Below are 19423 nucleotides of genomic sequence, written 5' to 3' on the forward strand. Positions count from 1 at the left end.
CAACGTAGGCCATCTTGCCGCCCCTCCCCGCGCGGGCGTAGACCAGACCGCACGGGACTCGCCAGGGAAGAGAACGGGGCAGTGATGCGCAGCACTCTTCGTACACGCAGGGCACCGCTACATCGGCGTACCACCGCCAGGATCGCCTCAGCCGTCGTGGCGAGCGCGCTCGCCGTCACCGTCACCGCGTGCGGCGGTGACGACAGCGATGACGGTGACAAGGGCGCCGAGGGCGGCGGCAAGAAGACCGGTACGACGCTTCAACTGCCGAAGCTGGACGGGGAGGAAGTCTCCGTGGCCGCCGTGTGGGGCGGCTCGGAGCGCAAGGTGTTCCTGAAGGTGCTGGACGAATTCGAGAAGAGGACGGGCGCGAAGGTCTCCTTCGTGCCCGCGCAGGACCCCATCATCAGCTTCCTGGAGTCGAAGGTGGCGGGCGGGTCGCCGCCGGACGTGGCGATGCTTCCGCAGGTCGGCGCGATCGAGCAGGCCGTGGCGAACAAGTGGGCCAAGCCGGTCGGCGCCGAGGCGCAGAAGCAGCTCGACAAGAACTACGCCAAGGGCTGGCAGGAGCTCGGAGCCGTCGACGGCAAGCAGTACGGCGTGTACTTCAAGGCGGCCAACAAGTCCCTCGTCTGGTACAACACGCGGGTCTTCGAGAACGCGGGCGTCGAGGTCCCCAAGACGTGGGACGAGTTCATGGAGACCTCCCAGACCGTGTACGACTCCGGTGTGCCGCCGGTATCGGTGGCGGGCGCCGAGGCGTGGACGCTCACCGACTGGTTCGAGAACGTCTACCTCTCACAGGCGGGCCCGGAGAAGTACGACCAGCTGGCCCAGCACGAGATCAAGTGGACGGACCCGTCCGTCAAGGACGCGCTGACCACGCTCGGTGAGCTGTTCGGGAAGAAGGGCTTCGTGGCGGGCGGCGCGGACGGCGCGCTGCAGACGGAGTTCCCCGCGTCCGTGAAGCAGACGTTCCGGGGCGGTGACCAGCCGAAGGCGGGCATGGTCTTCGAGGGCGACATGGTGTCGCTGGCCATTTCGGAGACCAAGGCCAAGGTGGGCACGGACGCCAAGGTGTTCCCCTTCCCCGCGGTCGGTGACGAGTCGCCCGCCGTGGTCGGCGGTGACGCCGCCGTCGCCCTGAAGGACAGCAAGGGCGCGCAGGCGCTGCTGACGTTCCTCGGCTCGCCGGACGCGGCCGGGATCTGGGCGGAGGCGGGCGGTTTCATCTCGCCGAACAAGAACCTGGACATGGCGTCATACCCGAACGACGTGCAGCGGGGCATCGCCAAGGCCCTGATCGCGGCCGGCGACGACATCCGCTTCGACATGTCCGACCAGGCCCCGCAGTCGTTCGGCGGGACACCGGGCAAGGGCGAGTGGAAGGCGCTTCAGGACTTCCTGAAGGACCCGAAGGACGTCGCGGGCACGCAGAAGGTGCTGGAGACCGCCGCCGCCAAGGCCTACAAGGACTGACGCGGTGGCGTCCGCGAACGCCGGGGGCACCCCGAAGGTGGTGTCGGTTCCCCCGGTCCCGACCTCGCGCAAGAGTGTGACCGGCACGCACAAGGCCGTGGTGGTGCTGTTCCTGCTGCCCGCCCTGGTGCTGCTCGGCGCGCTCGTCCTCTACCCCATCGGGTACTCGCTGTTCCGCAGCTTCTTCGACAAGTCGGGCGACTTCACGGCGTTCGGCAACTACGAGACGCTGTTCACCGACGACAGCATCCTGACCGCCATCAAGAACAACGCGATCTGGCTGGTCGTGGCGCCGACCGTCGCGACCGCGCTCGGTCTGATCTTCGCCGTGCTGACCGAACGGGTGCGCTGGGGTACGGCGTTCAAGCTCGTCATCTTCATGCCGATGGCGATCTCCATGCTGGCCGCGGGCATCATCTTCCGGCTCGTGTACGAGTCCGATCCCGACCGGGGCGTGGCCAACGCCGTCGCGGTGAGCGTGCACGACACGTTCACCGAGGCGTCGGCGTTCCCGCAGGCGCATCCCGGTATGAACTCGCCCCTGAAGTCGGCGGGCGGGGGCGCCTTCATCACGAAGGAGCCGGTCGAGGCGGGCACTCCGGTGGTGCTGCCGCTGACGGGTGTGCCGCCGGATGAGATGCCGGACGGCGCGAAGGCCGCGGAGGCGGCGAAGGCCGACCCTGACCGGGTCACCGGCACGGCCTGGCAGGACTTCACGCGCGGCAAGGGCCGGGGCGAGGCCAACGCCCCCGACTCCACGGAGTTCGGCTACGCGGGCATCAAGGTCGAGGCGGTCAAGGACGGCGAGGTGGTGGCGTCCACGGAGGCGGCGGCGGACGGCACCTTCGCCCTGCCCAAGGAGGCCGACGGGGCCCAACTGCGCTACCCGGCGTCCAACTTCCGGGAGGCGTACAACGGTGTGGACTGGCTCGGCCCGAGCCTCATCACGCCCGCGATCATCGGGTCCTATCTGTGGATGTGGGCCGGGTTCGCGATGGTGCTGATCGCGGCGGGCCTGGCAAGCGTGCCGCGTGAACTTCTGGAGGCGGCGCGCGTCGACGGCGCCAACGAGTGGCAGGTGTTCCGCCGGGTGACGGTGCCGCTGCTCGCGCCGATCCTCGCGGTGGTCCTTGTCACGCTGATGATCAACGTCCTGAAGATCTTCGACCTGGTCTTCGTGATCCCGCCGGGCTCGTCGAAGGACGAGGCGAACGTGCTGGCGGTCCAGCTCTACAACTCGGCGTTCGGCGACCGGGACGCGGGCGTGGCGAGCGCGATCGCCGTCCTCCTCTTCCTGCTCGTGATCCCCGTGATGCTCTTCAATATCCGGCGGATGAGGCGGGAGGCGCAGCGGTGAGCCCGCGTCCGTCCCTCGGCCGAGGGTTCGGGGGTTGTCCCCCGGGAGAGCACAGCAATATTCAGCGGATGAGGCGGGAGGCACAGCGGTGAGCCCGCGTCCGTCCCTCGGCCGAGGGTTCGGGGGTTGTCCCCCGGGAGAGCACAGCCATATTCGGCGGATGAGGCGGGAGGCGCAGCGGTGACGCAGACCGAGGTCGTCAAGGCCAAGCAGTCCGTGGGCGGGCGCATCGCCTCCGCTCTGGGCGGCACCGCGCTGCGCGTGTTCCTCGTGCTGGTGGGCCTGTTCTGGCTGGTGCCGACGATCGGGCTGCTGATCGGCTCGGTGCGGACGCCCGCCGACATGAGCGAGAGCGGCTGGTGGAAGGTCTTCAGCGCGCCCTCGCAGATGACGCTGGACAACTACTCCAACCTCCTCGAGGACGACACGATCACCGACTCGATCCTGTCCAGCGTCATGATCACCGTGCCGGCGACGCTGCTCGTCGTGGTGATCGGGGCCCTCGCCGGGTACGCGTTCGCGTGGATGGACTTCCCGGGCCGCGACTGGTGGTTCATCGGCGTGGTGGGGCTGCTTGTCGTCCCGGTGCAGGTGGCTCTGTTGCCGGTCTCCAAGCTCTTCGGCGAGATCGGCATCTTCGAGACGACGGTCGGCGTGGTCGTCTTCCACGTGGCGTTCGGCCTGCCGTTCGCGATCTTCCTGCTGCGGAACTTCTTCGCGGAGATCCCGCGTGAGCTCCTGGAGGCGGCGCGTCTCGACGGCGCGGGCGAACTCCGGCTGTTCCTGCGGGTCGTGATGCCGCTGGGGGCGCCCGCGATCGCCTCGCTCGGCATCTTCCAGTTCCTGTGGGTCTGGAACGACATGTTGATCGCCCTGATCTTCGCCGACTCCCAGAAGCCGCCGATCACGGTCGCGCTCCAGCAGCAGGTGCGGTTCTTCGGTGACAACGTGCAGATCCTGGCGCCCGGCGCGTTCATCTCGATGGTGATCCCGCTGGCCGTCTTCTTCGCGTTCCAGCGGCAGTTCGTGTCCGGTGTGATGGCGGGCGCGGTGAAGTAGTCCCGCACGGCGTGCGCTTCCGGAGGGGGCGGTCCTGAACCGGACCGCCCCCTTCACGTTCCGGCCGCCCCCTTCACGTTCCGGCCGCCCCTTCGCGTCCCGGCCGACCCTCCGCGTTCGGGTCACCCCACCCCACGTTCGGGTCACCCCACCTCGCGTTCACCCGGCGTCCATCCCCCGTATGGCACATCCGGCGTGACCCGCTCATCCCTCCCGGCGTTTTCGGGCAGTATGCCCGCACCGTTCTGCACTCCCCACACCTGTGATCCGCCGGGGGCGGGGCCGCCCCGCCCCCGGACATGAGGTGCGCGAGAGCTCCGGGACATAACAGTCAGAGTGGACAGATGCACCCCATCCGCTTCATGCCACACCGCCGCACCGGCTCCCCGCCTCCGCTCGTACGGCGCCTGCTCGCCACCGCCCGGAGCACGCGCTTCCGGCTGGAGCGGGCCGCGGCGGGGCGGGTGCGCGGCGGTCCCGCGGGCGGCGCCGGGGGCGGAAAGGGCGGGGCGCTGCTGGTGCCCGTCCACCTGTCGTTGCGTGACAGCCGGACGCTCAATCTCGCCCTGGGCGCGGAGGGACTCGTCGAAGGCGGGGGCGGCGCACGGCTGTTGATCACGCGGGGGCGGCGCAGGTTCGCCGTCCCCCTCGTCCACGAGGCACGGACCGCAGGCACGCCTCTCCTGACCGCCACGGCGACCCTGCGGGACATGCGGGACGGCGTGTGGCGGCTGACCGTCGAGACGCGGGGCGCCGACGGCCGCGTACGACGTCATGGGCTCGCGCCCGCCGACACCGGTACGCCGCCCGCGACGCCGACCGTGCCGCACGCACCCGACCCGCGGACCGGGACGCTCGTCCGGGTCATCAAGGCCCGCAGCGGGCGGGCGGTGTTGCAGGCGACGCGGTCGCGGCCGCGCGCGGAGCTGGTGCGGTTCGTGCCGTCCGGGGACGGCATCACGGTGCACGGGAGGCTCGTCGCGGGGGCCCTGCGCGGCGAGGCCGGAGCCCGGGACGGGTCCACGGCTGTGCGTCGGCGCGACGGCGTCGTCGTACCCGCCGAAGTGGCCTGGCAGGGCGACGCGTTCACGCTGCGGGTGCCGCTCGGGGCGATGGCCGGGGCGGGGGCCGGGCAGTGGGTGTGGGACTTCCGGGTGGGCCGGCTCCCCGTCGGGCGGTGGCTGACCGACGTGCGGGACCCCTCCGCCGCCTACCCCACCCCGTTCCGCGTCCACGCGCTGCCCGGCGGGGCGCTCGTCCGGGCGCACGCCCACTTCACCGGCACCGGCGCGTTCGCGGTGACGTGCTGGGACATCACCGAAGCGGCGCGGGAGCCCGCCGCAGTCGCAACACCGGAGCCGGACATCCGGCGGGACCTCGCGGAGGAGACCTCATGAAGATCACGTATCTGCTCGGCTGGGGCGACGAGATGGGCGGCACCGAGCTCGCCACGTACACCCAGGCGCGGCACCTGGCCGAGCGTCCCGGCGTCGAGGTCGAGGTCGTCTCCGTCTTCCGGACGCGCGCGGAACCGTTCTTCGCCGAGGCGCGCGGGCTGCCCGTGCGCCACCTCGTGGACCGCACCGCGACCCCCGAACGCCCTGTGCGTGCCACCGAGTTGGACGACGCCGCGTGCCGGACGCTGGCCGCGCTGCCCAGCGAGCTGATCAAACCCGCGTGGGAGGACGCCTTCGACCGCCTCTCCGACATCGAGATGACCGCCGCGCTCGGCTCGCTCGACACCGACGTGCTGGTCACGACGACGCCCGCGCTGCTCGCCGCCGCCGTGGCCCTGGCGCCGGCGCGGGTCGTCACCGTCCACCAGGAGCACCGCCCCACCCAGCGGCGCGGCCCGTCCGGCGAACCGCTGCTGCTGCACGCGCCGCGCCTGGACGCGCTGGTCACGCTCACCGACCGCACCCGTGACTGGATCGCGGAGTCCCTCGGCGCGACCGCACCCGAGCTCGCCGTCATCCCGAACGCCGTGCCCGACGGCTTCCGGCCGCGCGCCGACGGCGAGAGCAAGGTCATCGTGATGGCGGCGCGGCTGACCGGCGAGAAGCGCGTCGACCATGCCGTACGGGCGTTCGCGCAGGTCGCGGAGGCGCACCCGGAGTGGACGCTGCGGATCTTCGGCGGCGGCCACCGCGAGCGGCATCTGCGCCGTCTTGTCGACGGGTTCGGCCTGCACGACCGGGTCGAACTCCTCGGCCCCTGCCAGGACATGGCCGCCGAGTGGGCCAAGGCCGGGCTGAGCCTGATGACCGCGGGGCACAACGAGGCGTTCCCGCTGGTGCTCCTCGAAGCGCTCGCCGCCGGGGTGCCGGTCGTCGCGTACGACGTGCTGACGGGGCCCGCCGAGATCGTGCGGCACCGCGTCGACGGGCTGCTCGTACCGCCCGGCGAGGTCGACGAACTCGCCCGCGCGATGGACGAGTTGATGGGCGATGACGAGCTGCGGCGCGATTTCGCCCTCGCGGCCAGGGAGGGTGTGTACGCCCGCTTCTCCTCCGCGGACGTCACCGCGCGCTGGGAGGAGCTGTACACGCGGCTCGTCGCGGGACGCGACCGGCCGGAGCGGCTGCGCGGGCGCGCGGACCGGGTGGCGCTCGGCGTCGCGTCCGGCGGCAGCGGGTTCCGGCCCACGGCCCCGCACACCTTCGTTGCCGCGGCCGCCGCCGACGAGCACGCCCGCGAGGACGAGATCCTCGCCGCCGACGGCACGGGCCGCGTCATCCGCTCGGTGGGCCGCCTCGCCGAGCGGCGCGACGACGTCCTCGCGCCGCGCATGGCCGAGTGGAACCTGCGGCTCGCCGCGGACGCCCTGGAGGCGCAGGACGTCCCCTACGTCCTCGTCCGCACCACCAACGGCACCGCCCACACCCTGGCCGTCGCGGAGGACGACCGGGGGCGGGCGCTGAAGGCGCTCGCCGGGGCGATGCGCGGGCAGCCGGTCTACGCCGAGCTGGTCGGCCCGCGTGACGCGGCGCCCGGCGCCGTCCTCGCCGAGCGGCTCGACAGCGTCGGCGAGCTGGCGGGCGTCAAGCTGTTCAAGCCCGTCACCACGACCACGCTGTCGCTGCGGCACGGCGCGGGTCTCGCCTGCACGGTGGCGTTCTGGCGGCGGACGGCGGAGGGCTTCTTCCACGCGCCCTCCGGGGCGACCCTTGCGGGCGCCGAGCTGCCCTCGCTGACCCCGACGACGACCCTGCGCGTGGGCGACCGGACCTACCCGACCCTGGACGTCTTCGCCGAACTCCTCGTCAAGGATGTCGACTTCCCCATCGACGCCGTCTACACCTGGGTCGACGACTCCGACCCGGAGTGGCGCGCCCGCCGCGACGCGACGCTCGGCGGCGGCGACACGTCGGCCGACAACGGCGCGGTGCGCTTCCGCAACCGCGACGAGCTCCGGTTCAGCCTGCGCTCCCTCGCGATGTACGCGCCGTGGATCCGGCACGTGTACCTCGTCACGGCGGGGCAGGTCCCGTCCTGGCTCGACCGGGACCACCCGGGCCTCACCGTCGTCGACCACCGCGACCTGTTCGCCGAGCCCGAGGCGTGCCTGCCGACCTTCAACTCGCACTCCATCGAGTCGCAGCTGCACCGCATCGAGGGCCTGTCGGAGCACTTCCTCTACTTCAACGACGACATGTTCCTGGGCCGCCCCACCACCCCGGACACCTTCTTCCTCAGCAACGGTCTCGCCCGCTTCTTCTGGTCGTCGGCGTCCGTGCCCGCGCTGCCGGTCTCGCCCGGCGACGAGGGCTATCTGGCAGCGGCGAAGAACAACCGCGAGCTGCTGCGCCGCGAGTTCGGCAGGACGACGACGCACACCTTCTTCCACGTGCCGTACGCGCTGCGCCGCAGCATCCTCGCGGAGATCACCGAGCGCTTCCCCAAGCAGACGGCGGCCACGGCCCGCAGCCGTTTCCGCTCCCGCGACGACCTGGCGCTCGTCTCGTCGCTGCACCACCACTACGCGTACCTCACCGGGAGGGCGGTGCCGGCCGGTATCTCGTACGACTTCGTGGACATCGGTGACCGCGGCGACCACGCGCGGCTCGGGCGGCTGCTGCAGAACCGCGACAGGACCGCGTTCTGCATCGGGGAGTCGCCCGACGGCGGCGTGACGGACGAGGAGATGGCGCTCGCCATCCGGTCGTTCCTGACGGCGTACTTCCCGGTGCGTTCGCCGTACGAGCGCTGAGCCCGCGAGCGTCGGGCCTACGAGCGCTGAGCCCGCGAGCGTCGGGCCTATGAGCGCTGATCCTCGGGCAGGAAGAGCCGCCGGACCACGCGTTCGGCGGCCCTTCCGTCGTCGTAGGGGCAGAAGCGCTCCCGGAACGCCGAGCGCAGCGCCGTCGTCTCCGGTGTGTCCCAGCCCCCGTACCGGAAGAGTCCGGCCAGTTCGTCCTCGGTGGTGGCCACGGCGCCCGGTGTCTCGCCCGGGCGCCCGGAGAGCAGGTCGAAGTAGGTGCCGCGGGCGAGGCGGTAGGCCTGCCAGTCGGGTGCGTAGGTGACGATGGGGCGGTCGAGGCAGGCGTAGTCGAACATCAGCGACGAGTAGTCCGTGACGAGGGCGTCGGCGGCCAGGCACAGCTCCTCCACGCGTGCGTGCCCGGTGACGTCCACGAGCTGCGGGTGGCTCTCCAGGCCGGCGTCGGCGCCGTAGAAGTAGTGGGCGCGCACGAGCACGACGTACGACGGGCCGAGCGTCTCGGCGAAGCGGCGCAGGTCGAGGCGGGGCAGGAAGCCCTTCTGGTAGTCGCGGTGGGTGGGCGCGTAGAGCAGCACGGTCCGCCCGTCGTCGACGCCCAGCTGTGCCCGTACGCGCGCGGCCTCCTCCTCGCCGGCCGTGAAGTAGACGTCGTTGCGGGGGTAGCCCGCCTCCAGGGCCTGGTAGGCCACGGACGGGTAGACGCGCTCCCAGACCTCCGTGGAGTGCGGGTTCGCGGAGAGGCTGAAGTCCCACTGGTCGGTGTGGTCGAGGACCTTCTGGAAGCTGATGCCGTGCGTGCCCGCCGGGTAGCGGCGCTGGTCGAGGCCCATCGTCTTGAGCGGGGTGCCGTGGTGGGTCTGGAGGTAGACCTGGCCGGGGCGTTTGGTGAAGCCGCCGGGGAAGCTGGAGTTGTTGACGAGGTACGTGGCGGTGGCCATCGTCCGCCAGTAGCGCCGGGAGCCCTCGATGACGTACTCGACGCCGGGCGGCACCCGGTGTTTGTTGCGGCTGGAGACGACCCACACCCCCCGGACGTGCGGGGCGAGTTCGCGGGCTTTGGCGTGGATCGCGGCGGGGTTGCAGGAGACGCCGCGGTTCCAGTAGGCGCCGTAGACCGCGAGGTTCGGGTCGAGGGGGCGGCGCAGGTCGGCGCGGTAGGCGGCCGTCATGGCGCGGGCCCGCAGCTTCTTCTTCTGCCGCCTCAGCTGCCGGGTGACGCGCAGCCGCCGTGTCTCGGCCTTGCGCAGCCCTTCGTAGGCGGCGAACGAGGCGGTGGCGAGCGCCTTGCCCTCGGGGGTGCGGGGCGCGGTGCCCGCGGGCGCGTACGTGGCGTGCAGGCGTGCTGCCTCGCGGAAGAAGTCGCGCCGGTCGCCCTCCCTGATGCGCCCCGGGTCGTCGAGGACGGCGAGGAGGTGGGCGGCGGCGTGCGGCAGGAGCCGGGCGCGCTCCTCGGGTCCGGCTGCCGCGAGGAGTTCCCCGTACCGTGCGACGACGGCGAAGTGTGCCCGGCCCGGTGTCTTGGAGAAGCTGCCGGCGCGCCGCTCGCGCCAGCGCACGCAGGGCCGGTCGAGGACGGCGACGCGGTCGTCCGCGCGGAGGGCCGCGGTGTGGACGGGCACCACGTCCTCGTACGCGCCGGCGGAGAAGGCGAGCCGTTGTCCCTGCCAGAAGTCACGCCGGAAGACACGGTTCCAGGCGGCGGGGGTGACGGCTAGGGGGTCGCCCGTGAGGTCGTCGCCGCCGGGGCGGACGTTCTCCCACCAGTCGACGCGGTCGTGGGCGCAGAGCAGGACGTCGGGGCCGTCCGCCGCCGTGAGCGCGGCGTCGACGGCGGCGAGGGCGCCGGGGAGCAGCAGGTCGTCGCCGTCGAGGAAGAGGAGGTGGTCGCCGGTGGCGCGGTCGGCGCCGGCGTTGCGGGCGGGGCCGGGGCCGATGTGTGCGGGGAGGCCGACGAGTTGTGCGCGGGGGTCGCGCCGCTGATACTCCGCGGCGATCGTGGCACTGGCGTCGGGGGACGCGTCGTCGACGACGATCAGTTCGAGGTCGCCGAAGGACTGGGTGAGCACCGAGTCCAGGCACGCGCGCAGGTAGCCCTGGACGCGGTGGACGGGGACGACTACCGAGAAGCGCGTCATGGGCACCGACCGTAGTCAGCGGGACACCGCCTGTCGAAGACCGATCGTCACTCGTTGGGGTGGTCGAGTGCAGATAACTTGACCATCGGGAGACGTGAGCGGGCAAAGGGGACGAATATGCCGTTATCCCCACCGAAAGGCCGGTTCGCGTGCAGCCCCGTCTCAGCGTCGTCGTACCCATCTACAACGTCGAGGAGTTCCTGGAGGAGTGCCTTGAGTCGATCGCACGGCAGACCATGGAAGACCCCGCGGGCCCCGCGGACCCCGAGGGCCCCGGCGGCCCCGCCGGCCCCGGCCTGCTGGGCGGCCCCGGGGCGCGCGGCGGCCTGGAGTGCATCCTCGTCGACGACGGCTCCACCGACGGCAGCCCCCGCATCGCGCGCGAGTTCGCCGCCAAGGACCCCCGCTTCGTCTACGTCCGCCAGCGCAACGCCGGACTGAGCGCCGCCCGCAACACCGGGGTCCGCAAGGCCTCCCCCACCGCCGAGTTCCTGACCTTCGTCGACAGTGACGACGTCGTCCCGCACGACGCGTACGGGCGGATGATCGCGAGCCTGGACGCCACCGGCTCCGACTTCGCGAGCGGCAACGTCTGGCGGCTCACCGAACGCGGCCGCTCCCAGGCCTGGCAGTACAAGTGGCTGACCGAACCGCGCACCCGCACCCACATCTCCCACGATCTCGACCTGCTCTCCGACCGCGTCGCCTGGAACAAGGTGTTCCGCCGCGCCTTCTGGGACCGGCACCGCTTCACCTTCCCCGAGGGCAAGCTCTACGAGGACACCCCCGTGATGATCCCGGCGCACTTCCTCGCCGGCTCCGTGGACGTGCTCAGCGACCACGTCTACTACTGGCGGGTCCGCGAGGGCTCCATCACCCGGCGCCGCACCGACGTCAAGGGCGTACGGGACCGGATCGCGGCGTGCGCGCACGTCAGCGCCTTCCTCGCCGAGCACGCGCCGGAGATGAAGAAGACGTACGACGCGTCCTGCCTGCGCGACGACTTCGTGTACTTCCTGGAGGGCCTGCCGATGGGCGGCCCCGAGTACCGCACGGCGTTCCTCACCGACACGGCCGCGTTCCTGCGCCGCGCCGACCCGGCCGTGCTCGCGGAGCTCCCCGTCGACCTGCGCATCAAATGGCAGCTCGTCCGCGAGTCGCGCACCGCCGAACTGATCCGGCTGCTCGCCTTCGAACGGGCCAACGGCACGGCCTTCCAGGTGCGGGGCAAGGTCCGGCGCCGCGCCGCCTATCCGGGAGTGGGGCCCGTCCCCGAGAAGGTGGCACGCCTCGGCCGGGGCGAACTGCCCGTGGTGGCACGGGTCGACGAGTCGCGGTGGGACGCCGAAGGGAAGCTGCGGATCAGCGGATACGCGTACGTGCGCAACCTTCGGGCGACCCGTCCCGGGCACTCCGTGAAGGCCGGGCTCCTCAAGTCGGTCCACAGCAGGGGCAGATTCCGCCGCCTGCCCACGAAGACGGTCACCGCGCCCCGGGCCACCGAGAAGTCGCGGCAGCAGCTGCACTGCTACGACCTGTCCGGCTTCGAGATGACCGTCGACCCCGAGCAGCTCAGGACCGGCGGCCGCTGGCAGCCGGGGAACTGGCTGTTCGGCGTGGTCGTCGCGGGCCACGGCACGGTACGGCGGGCCGCCGTGCGGGCCTCCGAGGGCGCGTCGGCCCAGTCCGTGGTGCGGGAGCTCGGCGACGGGCTCCGGCTCGTCCTCGGCTTCAGCAAGGGCCGGCTCGTGCTGCGGATCCAGGAGTACGCGGCGCGCGTGGACGCCCACCGGCGCGACGGGGACGACGTGGTCCTGACGGGCACCCTGCCGGGGCCCGCGCGGCCCGCCTCGCTCCGCCTCACCCACGCGCTCACGCGGACCGACTTCGAGTATCCGGTGCGGGTCACCGGCGACCGCTTCGAAGCGCGCGTCCGCCTCCCCGACCTGGAGGGCGTGGCGCCCACGCCGCACCTCGCGCCCAAGGAGGTCGAGCCGTCGCACGGCGAGCGCTGGCAGGCCAACCTCGTCCTGCCCGACGGCACCCTGAAGTCCCTGGCCGCCACCCTCGACCTGCCCCCGGGGCGGTACGCGTCCCGCGCGGGCCGCGAGCTGTGCGCCACCGCCAACGATCAGGGCCGCCTCGTCGTCGAGCTGACCCGGCAGCCGATCGCCGACCGCGTCACGTGGGACCAGGACGGCACGCTGACCATCGCGGGCCCGGTGGCCGCGGCCAGCTGGGACGAGCCGGAGCTGGTGCTGCGGCACAGCGGCCGCGACGAGGAGCTGGCGGTACCGGTCGAGCTGACGGGCGACCGGTTCCGGGCGGTGGTCGCGCCGGGCGGCGGGGTGCTGCGCGAGGGACGGTGGTACGCGTTCCTGCGCGACGGCGCCGGGAAAGGGCCCGGGGACGGTGGCGGGTACGGTCCCGAGAACGGTGCCGGGTACGGTCCCGAGAACGGTGCCGGGTACGGTCGCGAGGACGGGGTGCCCGTGCGGCTGCTGGCCTCCGCCTCCGTCACGCTGCCCCTCCACCACACCGTCCAGGGGCGCGAGTTCACCGTCGGACGGCGGTTCGGCGACCGGCTGCTCATCGAGGCGGGCTCTGTGCTCTCCCGGTCCGAGCGCGGCGCGTACCGACGGCACAGGCTCCGCACCGTCCACTACCCGAGCCGCCGCCGGCTGCCGCTGACCGACGCCGTCCTCTACTTCGACGGGGACTCGCCGCGCGCCGTCCACGAGGAACTGGTGCGGCGCGGCGCCGGCGTCGAACACCTGTGGGTCACCCACGACCAGCAGACCCACGTCCCGGCCGGCGCGAAGGGCGTCGAGGAGCACAGCGCCGACTGGTACGAGGCGCTGGCCCGCTGCCGCCGCATCGTCACCGCGGGCCACCTGCCCGACTTCTTCGAACGCCGCGAGGGCCAGACCGTCGTCCAGACCTGGAACGGCGCGCCCCTCAAGCGCATCGGCACCGACCTGACCGACACCCTCTACGCCGACCACGGCCACCTCGACGCCCTCCCCAAGCTGTCCCGCCAGTGGGACGTCCTCATCTCCCCGAACCGCTTCTCCACCCCCCACCTGGGCCGCGCCCTCGCCTACGACGGCGAGGTCCTGGAGGCGGGCTCGCCCCGCAACGACGTGCTGTTCACCGAGGACCGCGAGAAGGTCGCCGAGCGGGTCCGCCACGAGCTCGGCATCACCCCGGACAAACGGGTCGTCCTGTACGCGCCGACGTACCGGGACCATCTCGCCTACTCCCCCGGCCGGTTCCGCTACGAACCCGCCCTCGACTTCCGCGCGGCCGAGTCCGTGCTCGGCGACGACCACGTCCTGCTCGTGCGCAAGCACCCGCTGACGGCGGGCCGCCTCCCCGGCGCCCGCGCACCCTTCGTACGCGACGTGTCCGCGCACCCGCGAGCGGCCGAACTCCTGCTCCTCGCCGACGTGCTGGTGACGGACTACTCCTCCCTGATGTTCGACTTCGCGCACACCGGGCGCCCGATGCTGTTCCACGCGTACGACCTGGAGCACTACCGCGACACCGTGCGCGGCTTCTACCTCGACTTCGAGACGCGCGCCCCCGGCCCGCTGCTCGCCTCCACCGGCGAGGTCGTCGAGGCGCTCCGCGACCTCGACGCGATCTCGGCCCGGCACGCGGAGGCGTACGCGGCGTTCCGCGAGGCCTACTGCGACCTGGACGACGGGCGGGCCGCGGCCCGCGTCGCGGAGAGGCTGATGCGGTGAGCGGGGCGCTGCTCACCCGCCGGGCCTTCCACGGCGCGACGGCGCTCGGCGGCAGCCGGCGCCGGCGCCCCGGCCCGTACCTCCTGCTCGGCGGGCTGTTCTGGCTGGTGATGTCGCTGGCGTACTGGCGGGTCCCGATGTGCTGCGACTTCGGCCAGCACGCGGCCGTCGTCGAACGCCTGAAGGACAACCTCCTCCACCCCGCGCACCCGATGGCGGACCTGCCGGGCGACGGCAGCGCGTACTACTCGCCCTACGCCGTCGTACAGGGCCTGTTCGCCAAGGTCACCGGGCTCGCGGGCTGGGAGGTCGTGAAGCTCGCGGGACCGCTGAACCTCCTCGTCCTGCTCACCGGCATCGGCCGCTTCGTCCGCGTCCTGACGCCCCGCCCGTGGGCGCCGGTGCTCGCGCTGTTCGCCATGGTGCTGCTGTGGGGCACGCGGATGGCGTGGTGGAGCGGCTATCTGGGCCTGATGTCGATGACGGGGAACCTCGGCTACCCGTCGACGTTCGCGATCGGCCTGACGTTCTGGGCATGGGCTCGGGCGGGCACGCTCACCCACCGCGTGGGGCGCTCCTGGTGGCCGTACGTCGGACTCGGCGGCCTGTGCGGGCTGATCCTGCTCGTCCACCCCATCTCGTCGGTGGCGGCGGTGATCGGCGTCGTCGCGTTCGCGGCGTCGGACCGCACGGTGGGGCGCCGGGTGTGGCCCTGGACGGCAACCGCCGCGACCGCGGTGGCCGTCGCGGCGATCTGGCCGTACTACAGCGTCTTCTCCCTCGTCGGGGACCAGTCCGTCGACTGGATCCACCGCCAGCTCTACACCGAGATGCCGCAGCGCTTCTGGCTGGCGCTGCTCGGCCTGCCCGCCCTGTGGCTGCGCTTCCACCGCGACCGCAGGGACCCCCTGGTCCTGATGTTCGCCCTGGACTGCCTGGTCGTCGCGTACGGCTGGGTCAGCGGCCACTACACGTACGGCCGCATCCTCGGCCTGACGCTGGTCCCCCTCCAGTTCGCCCTCGCCATCGAGCTCGCGGCGCCCCGCACCTGGGGGTGGCGGCGCGGCGCGCTCGCCGGGGCCGCGGCCCTCGGGGCGTGCGTCGGGTTCTTCCAGATCCAGGCGGGCGCCGTCGTGCCGCGCGCCCTGGACCCCGTCGGCTTCGACCAGCCGCCACGCTGGCCCGGCTACGGGTGGGCGGTCGGCCACATGCGCAAGGGCGACGTCGTCCTGACGGACGGCTACCGCCCCACCCGCTCCGTGCCCGGGTACGGGGCCAACCTCGTCGCTCCCGCCTGGCCGGACGCCTCGCTCGACGAGGGCGTGCGCAACCACCGCCTGGCGGCCGTCCGCTCCTACCTCTCCCCCGAGTCCACTCGCGCCGAACGCGCGGCGATCGTCCGCCGCTACCAGGTGCGGTGGCTGCTGCTCTCGCCCGACCAGCGGGTCCCGCCCGAGGCGGTGGTGGCCGGCTGGAGCCCGCGCACCGGCGAGGTGCTCGCCCGGGTCGGCAGGCCCACGAATACCCCCCTAATCGGATAATTACCGGCAACCACTAAAATTTCCCCCGTGGACCGCATCCTGCCTCTCCCGACTGCCCAGAACACTCCTGTCACTAACCCGTCCGCCTCCCGCGTCTCCGTCGTCGTGATCGGCTACAACGACGCGGCGCACGTCGCGGACGCGGTGCGCTCCGCGCTGGCCCAGGGCCCCGTCGTCCACGAGGTGATCGCCGTCGACGACTGTTCGACGGACGGCAGCGCCGATGTCCTGACCTCGCTCGCCGCCGCCGACCGGCGCGTGCGCGTGATCCGCCGCGAGACCAACAGCGGCGGCTGCGGCACACCCCGCAACGACGGGATCGACGCCGCGGCCGCGCCGTACGTGATGTTCCTCGACAGCGACGACGTGCTGCCGTCCGGCGCGGCCGACGCGCTGCTCGCCGCCTCGCTGAGGCATGACGCGGAGGTCGCCTCGGGGCTGTGCGTGCGCCGCGAACTGCCCTCGGGGCGCGAAGTCCCGTGGCAGCCCGAGCTCTACACCAAGGCCCGGCTCGTCGCCCGTCCCGAGCTGCGCACCCGCCTCGTCCACGACACGCTGTGCGTCAACAAGCTCTACCGCACGGCCTTCCTGCGCGAGCACGGCATCCGCTTCCCCGAAGGCCGCTTCATCTACGAGGACTTCGTCTTCACCGCGCGCGTCCTGGCCGCCGCACCCCGCATCGCGCTCGTCCCCGACACGGTCTACGTCTGGCACGTGCGCCGCGCCGCCGCCAAGCTGTCGATCTCCCTGGACCGCGCCGGGATCGCCAACTGGCAGGCCCGCATGGAGGCGCACCGCCAGTCCGTGGAGATCCTGCGGGACTCCCGGGGCACGGGCGGCAAGCGGCTCGCGCGGGCGGCCCGCGCCAAGTTCGTCGACCACGGCCTGCGCATGTACACGCGGGAGCTGACCGCGCGCGGCAAGGAGTACCAGCGCGAGTGGTGGGCCCTCACGCGCGCCTACCTCGCGACGTTCGACGCCGCCGACCTCGACGCGGCGCCCGCGCCCGGCCGGGTCATCGCCCGTGTCGTCCTCGCCTCCGAGGAGCCGCGCGACCTGACCCGCCTGAAGCAGGTGGCGGCACGCCCGGCCCGCCTCGCGCCGCCGTACCCGACGGCGTCCGACGCCACGCCGGTCTGGGCGGCGGACCTCCCCCAGGTGACCCTGGAGCACCTGCTCGTACGCCCCATGCGCCTGCTGCCCGTCGCGGTCGACGGCGCGCTGCGTCCGGGGGCCGGCGGGACGCGGCTGACGCTGCGGCTGCGCGAGCTGTACGGACGGGTGGCCGACGCGGGTCCCGCCACGGTCGACGTCGAGCTGGTCCACCGGCAGAGCGGGCGGCCCGGGCTGCGCCGGACGGCGGCGTTCGGCGCCGAGCGGCCCGGCGAGACCTGGGTCGCCACGGTCCTGCTCGACCTCGGGTCGCTGGACGACGGCGTGTGGGACGTGCGTCTGCGGCTCCACTTCGACGACGGGACGACGCGCGACACCACCGCGCACGCCGTCGCCGGGCCGGGCCTGCTGCGCCGCACGGTGGTACCGAGCCGGCGGCGCGGGGTACTGCTCGTCCAGCCGTACGCCACGCAGGCGGGGAACCTCTCGGTGCGGCTCGCGCCGGGCGTGCGGGGCGTGGCGGGCGTCGCGAAACGACGCCTGACCCGGCTGACGCGTTCCCTGAGGGGCTCCGGAAGCCGCTGACACGCCTCGTACACCGCCTCTGCGACACTGCACGTCCACGCACCACACTCGCGACAAGACGGGACAAGACGACCATGACCTGGCTGATCACCGGCGGCGCCGGATACATCGGGGCGCACGTCGTCCGCGCCATGACGGAGGCGGGCGAGCGGGCCGTGGTCTACGACGACCTGTCCACCGGCATCGCCGAGCGCGTGCCCGACGGGGTGCCGCTGGTGGTCGGCTCGGTCCTCGACGGCGACCTGCTGGCCCGCGCCTTCGAGGAGCACGCGGTCACCGGCATCGTGCACCTGGCCGGAAAGAAGCAGGTCGGCGAGTCCGTCGACCGCCCGCTGCACTACTACCGCGAGAACGTGGAGGGCCTGCGCGTCCTCCTCGACGCGGCGGCCTCCTCGGGCGTCGCCCACTTCGTCTTCTCCTCCTCCGCCTCGGTGTACGGCATGCCCGACGTCGACCTCGTCACCGAGGAGACGCCGTGCCTGCCGATGAGTCCGTACGGTGAGACGAAGCTGGCCGGCGAGTGGCTGGTCCGTGCGGTGGGCCGCGCGCACGGTCTCGCGACGGCGTCCCTGCGCTACTTCAACGTGGCGGGCGCGGCGGCCCCCGAGCTCGCCGACACCGGCGTCTTCAATCTCGTCCCGATGGTCTTCGAGAAGCTCACCGACGGCGAGGCGCCGCGTGTCTTCGGCGCGGACTACCCGACCCCCGACGGTACGTGCGTACGCGACTACATCCACGTCGTCGACATCGCCGAGGCCCACGTGGCGACGGCCCGCCGCCTCGCGTCCGCCGCGCCCGGCACGGACCTCACGCTCAACGTCGGGCGCGGTGAGGGCGTGTCGGTCCGCGAGATGACGGACCTCATCAACGAGGTCACCGGCTACGACACCCCCGCCGAGGTGACCTCCCGCCGCCCCGGCGACCCGGCCCGCGTGGTCGCCTCCGCGCACCGCATCGCCACAGAACTCGGCTGGTCCGCGAAGCGTGACGTCCGCGAGATGGTGGCTTCGGCGTGGGATGGGTGGGTGCGGTTGCATCCGGGGGCGGGGGTGGGGGCGGAGACTTCGGTGGGCCCGCGTCCTTGACGGTGACCGGGGCCGCCCGGTTTTAAGCGGATTGTGGCGCCTCCGGGCCGGCAGTAAAGGGCGCTCCTGCGTCGCGTCGGCTCCGCCGATTCCGCTCCGCTCCACCCTTGACTCCCGCCCCTGCACCGCAAGTCTTCCTTGAGCCGGACGGCCAGGGGTGGGGGCTTCGGATTCTCTGGGTGGGTCATCCGCTCTCGCTGCCGGGTGCGGACCGGTCCAACGTGAGCTGGCGCTACGGTCAGGGCTCTGCCCCGGCTAGGCCGCTCGGGTCATCGGCTCTCGCTGCCGGGTGCGATCCGGTCCAACGTGGGTCCCCGTCACGGTCGCAGCTCGGCCGACTGCCCGGCTTCGCCGCTCGGGTTATCGGCTCTCGTTGCCGGGTGCGGACCGGCTCAACGTGGGTGTCCGTCACGGTCGCGGCCCTGTCGGCCGCCCGGTCTCGCCGCCGTGCGGCACCTACTTTGGGAAAGTTGCGAATGGGTGTGCCGTGCGCCCCCCTGTTCGGATGATGCGCCCCCGGCATGCGGGCGCGCTGTGCCCGATTCCGGCTTCGGATGGGCATGTGTGAGGGGCGTGCGGGGGGTGGCAGGGGGGCGCGCGCCGACTCGGTTCGCAACTTTCCCAAAGTAGGTGCCGGAGGGGGCGGCGGTGCCAGGCCCCCTTGGCCTCCCGGCGCCTCGACTCTCGCGTCCGCTCACGTGGGGCCGGTCCGCGCCCCGGCGGGGAGGGGTGATGCCCGGGCGGCGAGGCCGCGCGACCGACCCAGCCGGGATGGTGACGTCCACCCACGTTGGGCCGGTCCGCACCCGGCAGCGAGAGCCGATGACCCGACCGGCGAGGCCGGGCGGTTGGCAGGGCTGTGACTGTGACGTCGGCTTACGTTGGGGCGGTCCGCGCCCGGCAGCGAGAGGGGATGGACCGAGCGGCGAAGCCGGGCAGTTGGCCGAGCTGTGACTGTGACGTCGGCTTACGTTGGGCCGGTCCGCACCCGGCAATGAAAGATGATGACCCATCCAGGGAATCCGAAGCCCCCACCCCTGGCCGTCCGGCTCAAGGAAGACTTGCGGTGCAGGGGCGGGAGTCAAGGGTGGAGCGGAG

The 19423-nt window shown here is 72.6% G+C and carries 10 protein-coding genes; 9 read left to right on the forward strand and 1 reads right to left on the reverse strand.

Annotated elements, in window-relative coordinates:
• Positions 1-84 precede the first annotated feature (84 nt).
• The 5 genes from AB0N81_RS37545 (at position 85) to AB0N81_RS37565 (ending at position 8105) form a co-directional block, all read left to right on the forward strand.
• The gene (locus AB0N81_RS37545; protein WP_365366589.1) at positions 85-1479 is read left to right on the forward strand and encodes an ABC transporter substrate-binding protein; all 1395 of its coding nucleotides are present in this window, start codon (positions 85-87) and stop codon (positions 1477-1479) included.
• A 37-nt stretch (positions 1480-1516) separates the two neighbouring features.
• Entirely contained in the window at positions 1517-2836 is a 1320-nt protein-coding gene (locus tag AB0N81_RS37550) for a sugar ABC transporter permease (protein ID WP_365366610.1), read from the forward strand.
• Between the two features lie 180 nt (positions 2837-3016).
• Positions 3017-3895 (forward strand): carbohydrate ABC transporter permease, encoded by an 879-nt coding sequence (locus AB0N81_RS37555; RefSeq protein WP_365366591.1) that lies wholly within the window; start codon positions 3017-3019, stop codon positions 3893-3895.
• A gap of 344 nt (positions 3896-4239) precedes the next feature.
• On the forward strand, positions 4240-5292 hold the full coding sequence (locus tag AB0N81_RS37560; RefSeq protein ID WP_365366592.1) for a hypothetical protein: 1053 nt from the start codon (positions 4240-4242) through the stop codon (positions 5290-5292).
• The gene (locus tag AB0N81_RS37565) at positions 5289-8105 is read left to right on the forward strand and encodes a stealth conserved region 3 domain-containing protein (RefSeq protein WP_365366594.1); all 2817 of its coding nucleotides are present in this window, start codon (positions 5289-5291) and stop codon (positions 8103-8105) included. Before AB0N81_RS37560 ends, AB0N81_RS37565 begins: the two co-directional genes overlap by 4 nt.
• Before the next feature lie 47 nt (positions 8106-8152).
• Here AB0N81_RS37565 and AB0N81_RS37570 read toward each other — a convergent pair whose 3' ends face one another.
• On the reverse strand, positions 8153-10252 hold the full coding sequence (locus AB0N81_RS37570) for a bifunctional glycosyltransferase family 2 protein/CDP-glycerol:glycerophosphate glycerophosphotransferase (RefSeq protein WP_365366596.1): 2100 nt from the start codon (positions 10250-10252) through the stop codon (positions 8153-8155).
• Between the two features lie 149 nt (positions 10253-10401).
• Between AB0N81_RS37570 and AB0N81_RS37575 the strand changes: the two genes are divergently transcribed.
• The 4 genes from AB0N81_RS37575 to galE all read left to right on the forward strand — a co-directional run bounded on the left by AB0N81_RS37575 (position 10402) and on the right by galE (position 18325).
• Entirely contained in the window at positions 10402-14001 is a 3600-nt protein-coding gene (locus AB0N81_RS37575; protein ID WP_365366598.1) for a CDP-glycerol glycerophosphotransferase family protein, read from the forward strand.
• Positions 13998-15542, forward strand: a complete 1545-nt coding sequence (locus AB0N81_RS37580) for a hypothetical protein (RefSeq protein ID WP_365366600.1) — start codon at positions 13998-14000, stop codon at positions 15540-15542. Before AB0N81_RS37575 ends, AB0N81_RS37580 begins: the two co-directional genes overlap by 4 nt.
• A gap of 36 nt (positions 15543-15578) precedes the next feature.
• A complete protein-coding gene (locus AB0N81_RS37585; protein ID WP_365366612.1) occupies positions 15579-17240 on the forward strand; it encodes a glycosyltransferase family A protein in 1662 nt (553 codons plus the stop codon).
• Positions 17241-17314: 74 nt separating this feature from the next.
• A complete protein-coding gene (gene galE, locus AB0N81_RS37590; protein WP_365366602.1) occupies positions 17315-18325 on the forward strand; it encodes a UDP-glucose 4-epimerase GalE in 1011 nt (336 codons plus the stop codon).
• Positions 18326-19423: the final 1098 nt, after the last annotated feature.

Origin of the sequence: Streptomyces sp. NPDC093510, from assembly GCF_040683555.1 — a bacterium.
Lineage (GTDB): Bacteria > Actinomycetota > Actinomycetes > Streptomycetales > Streptomycetaceae > Streptomyces.

Coding starts and splice junctions, on each gene's coding strand:
- AB0N81_RS37545 (WP_365366589.1), top strand. CDS start 85: ATGCGCAGCACTCTTCGTACACGCAGGGCACCGCTACATCGGCGTACC.
- AB0N81_RS37560 (WP_365366592.1), top strand. CDS start 4,240: ATGCACCCCATCCGCTTCATGCCACACCGCCGCACCGGCTCCCCGCCT.
- AB0N81_RS37565 (WP_365366594.1), top strand. CDS start 5,289: ATGAAGATCACGTATCTGCTCGGCTGGGGCGACGAGATGGGCGGCACC.
- AB0N81_RS37570 (WP_365366596.1), bottom strand. CDS start 10,252: ATGACGCGCTTCTCGGTAGTCGTCCCCGTCCACCGCGTCCAGGGCTAC.
- galE (WP_365366602.1), top strand. CDS start 17,315: ATGACCTGGCTGATCACCGGCGGCGCCGGATACATCGGGGCGCACGTC.